At 38.8% G+C, this 2,898-nt stretch carries 2 protein-coding genes; both read left to right on the forward strand.

What is annotated here, in order from left to right; genetic code table 11:
* Positions 1-1,650, forward strand: a 1,650-nt coding sequence (locus tag ACOVO2_RS11150; RefSeq protein WP_421770044.1) for a M1 family aminopeptidase, incomplete at its 5' end; no start/stop codon positions are given.
* Between the two features lie 86 nt (positions 1,651-1,736).
* Positions 1,737-2,582, forward strand: a complete 846-nt coding sequence (locus ACOVO2_RS11155; protein ID WP_421770045.1) for a sugar phosphate nucleotidyltransferase — start codon at positions 1,737-1,739, stop codon at positions 2,580-2,582.
* Positions 2,583-2,898: the final 316 nt, after the last annotated feature.

Below are 2,898 nucleotides of genomic sequence, written 5' to 3' on the forward strand. Positions count from 1 at the left end.
GCTTTCGTGCAGGAATCCGAAAAAGTGAGTGTAACCCTTGATAAGCAATATACCGAAGGGCAAGCTGTGAGCGTAATTGTATTTTACCAAGGCAAGCCCAATGGCTCGGCATTTGGTAGTTTTGTGTTTTCTACACACGGAAGTAGCAACTCGCCCGTGGTTTGGAGTTTGAGCGAGCCTTATGGTTCGCCCGATTGGTTTCCGTGCAAAGACTCGCCCGCGGATAAAGCCGACTCTTCGGATGTTTGGATTACGATGCCTTCTAGCTTCGTATCTGTTTCTAACGGAGTCTTGACGCAAGTACTTACTAACAAGGATAATACAAAGACTTATCAATGGAAAAACCGTTATCCAATTGCTCAATATTTGATTTCGATAGCTTGTTCAAATTATACTGAATACAAAAATTATTTTAAGTATTCAGAACGAGATTCGATGACAATCAATCATTTTGTTTATCCAGAATCATTTACAGCGACCACTAAAACGCAACTCGATTTGACACCTTTTATGTTAAAGCTTTTTTCGGAGAAATTTGGACTTTACCCATTTATCAAAGAAAAATACGGACACGCACAATGTGGCTTTGGTGGAGGAATGGAGCATCAGACGTGCAGCTCGATGGGAAGCTACGGCAGTAGTTTGATTGCCCACGAATTGGCTCATCAATGGTTTGGCGATAAAATTACCTGTAAAAATTGGGAAAGTATTTGGCTCAATGAAGGGTTTGCCACCTATGGTGAAGCTATTTATGCAGAAGCCGTTGGAGGCAAAACGGCCTATCAATCAACCATGAATAACAATGCTACAAGAGCCAAGAGGGCCATTGGGAGTTTATATGTGCAGAACATAAATGATATTTTTGGTGGTATTTTTGAATCAAATCGTAGTTATTATAAAGGCTCGATGGTGCTGCACATGCTTCGTGGAATAGTTGGCGATGACAAATTTTATCAGATTCTGCAAAACTATCTTAAGTCGAACGTGGCTTATGGTGCGGCCGTAACCGAAGATTTTCAGAAAGTTGCCGAAGAGACCACAGGTCTGAAATTAGATTATTTTTTCAAGCAGTGGATTTATGGCGAAGGATATCCGAAATACACATATAGCTGGAATACGGCCGAGACATCGAAAGAATTGAAAATTACGATTGCTCAATCGTCGGGTACAAACCCAGTTGTGTTTTCGATGCCAGTTGATATTAAAATTGTAATGGCTGATGGTTCAGAGAGCCTATCAACTGTGTTTATTGATAAAGCAACCCAAGAAATTATGTTTTCTAAGCCACAAGGAGTAATTTCGCAGGTAATTTTCGACCCAGAAAATAAAATACTGAAGGATGTAATCGAAAATAAAACTGTATCTGCAGTAACAGGGAATGAACCTGAATCGAATTTAGTTAGTTGGAATATTTTTCCAAACCCTGCTGATAATCAAGTAGTTGTGGATTTTAATTTAGCTAAAAAAGCTGAAGTTGAGCTTGAAATATTCGATAAATTAGGTAAAAAACTGAAATCAGAAGCGGTTGAGAATTTAATATTCGGTAATTATTCCAAGCAGATTTCGTTGAGCGAATTCTCAAGCGGAATATTTTTGGTGCGTTTACGCATCAACGACCAATATTTTGGAAAGACATTGATAGTTAAATAAAATAGAAAAGCCAAGGTAATGAACAATTTTGAAGATTGTTCATTAATATTAATCGAACAATTTGGAAAATTGTTCTACTACCTCAAATGAAATTATTGATACTGGCAGGCGGAATGTCGTCTCGCATGAAAAAGAATTTAGAAGGTAACACAAACCTCGACTCAAAACTTATCGAACAAGCCAACACCTTACCCAAGTCAATGATTGGGTTGGGTAAAGATGGCCGACCGTTTTTAGATTACGTATTATATAATGCGTCAGTGGCGGGTGTTAAGGAAGTTGTGCTTTTGCTCAATCCGAAAGATACTGTCTCGCAACCGCACTATGAAAACCTGATGCAGGAAGGTAAAAGCTGGGGGTTAGAAATCGGCTTTGCTCGCCAACACATTCCCGAAGGACGCCAGAAACCACTCGGCACGACGGATGCCATTGAGCAAGCCTTAAATCAATTTCCAGCGTGGAAAAGTAGCCGATTCATTGTTTGCAACGGCGATAATCTGTATCCAGTAAAAGCCTTTGAACTACTACTTGATGAAACCTATCCAAATGCCATGCTCGATTGGGACACCGATGGGTATGATGAACCAAGAGTAAGAAATTGTGCTATTATTAAGAAAGATTCGGAAGGGTATTTGCTTGATTTGCTCGAAAAACCAAATGATGAAGAATGGGCAGAAATCACGCAAACAATGCCGAGAATTGGCATTAGCTGGAATATTTTTGCCTTTACGAGTGCCGATTTGATACCATTTTTGGAGAAAACACCACTTCATCCAGTAAGAAATGAAAAGGAGATTCCCGTAACTGTGCGTATGTGGGCCAACGAAAATCCGAAAGGAATCTATACCATACAAATCGCCGATGTTTTGCCCGACCTTACGAGCAAACATGATATTGCTGAGGTGCAAGCTTTGTTGAATTATGAAATTTAGTTAGTGTATAGTTAAGAATGTACTTTACATGGGATCTTTGTAAAATTCATAAAGTGCTTATTATAAATTGTTTAGTTTATGTTTTTGCGATTTATTGGCACGCTGATTAAACTGATGCAAGCAACGCTGATTGATACGGATTTTATTAAATATTCAGCGAAAATCAGCGTTGGAACATCCGTTTTATCTGCGTGCTATTATTTTTATGAAAAGCCTTGGGGTACTTTAATAATTCTTAACCCTACACTTTACACTATTCACTTTAGTTTATGTTTTTGCGATTTATTGGCACGCTGATTAAACTGATGCAAGCAAC

Origin of the sequence: Emticicia sp. (assembly GCF_049241225.1) — a bacterium.
In the GTDB taxonomy this organism is placed as follows: Bacteria; Bacteroidota; Bacteroidia; order Cytophagales; family Spirosomataceae; genus Emticicia.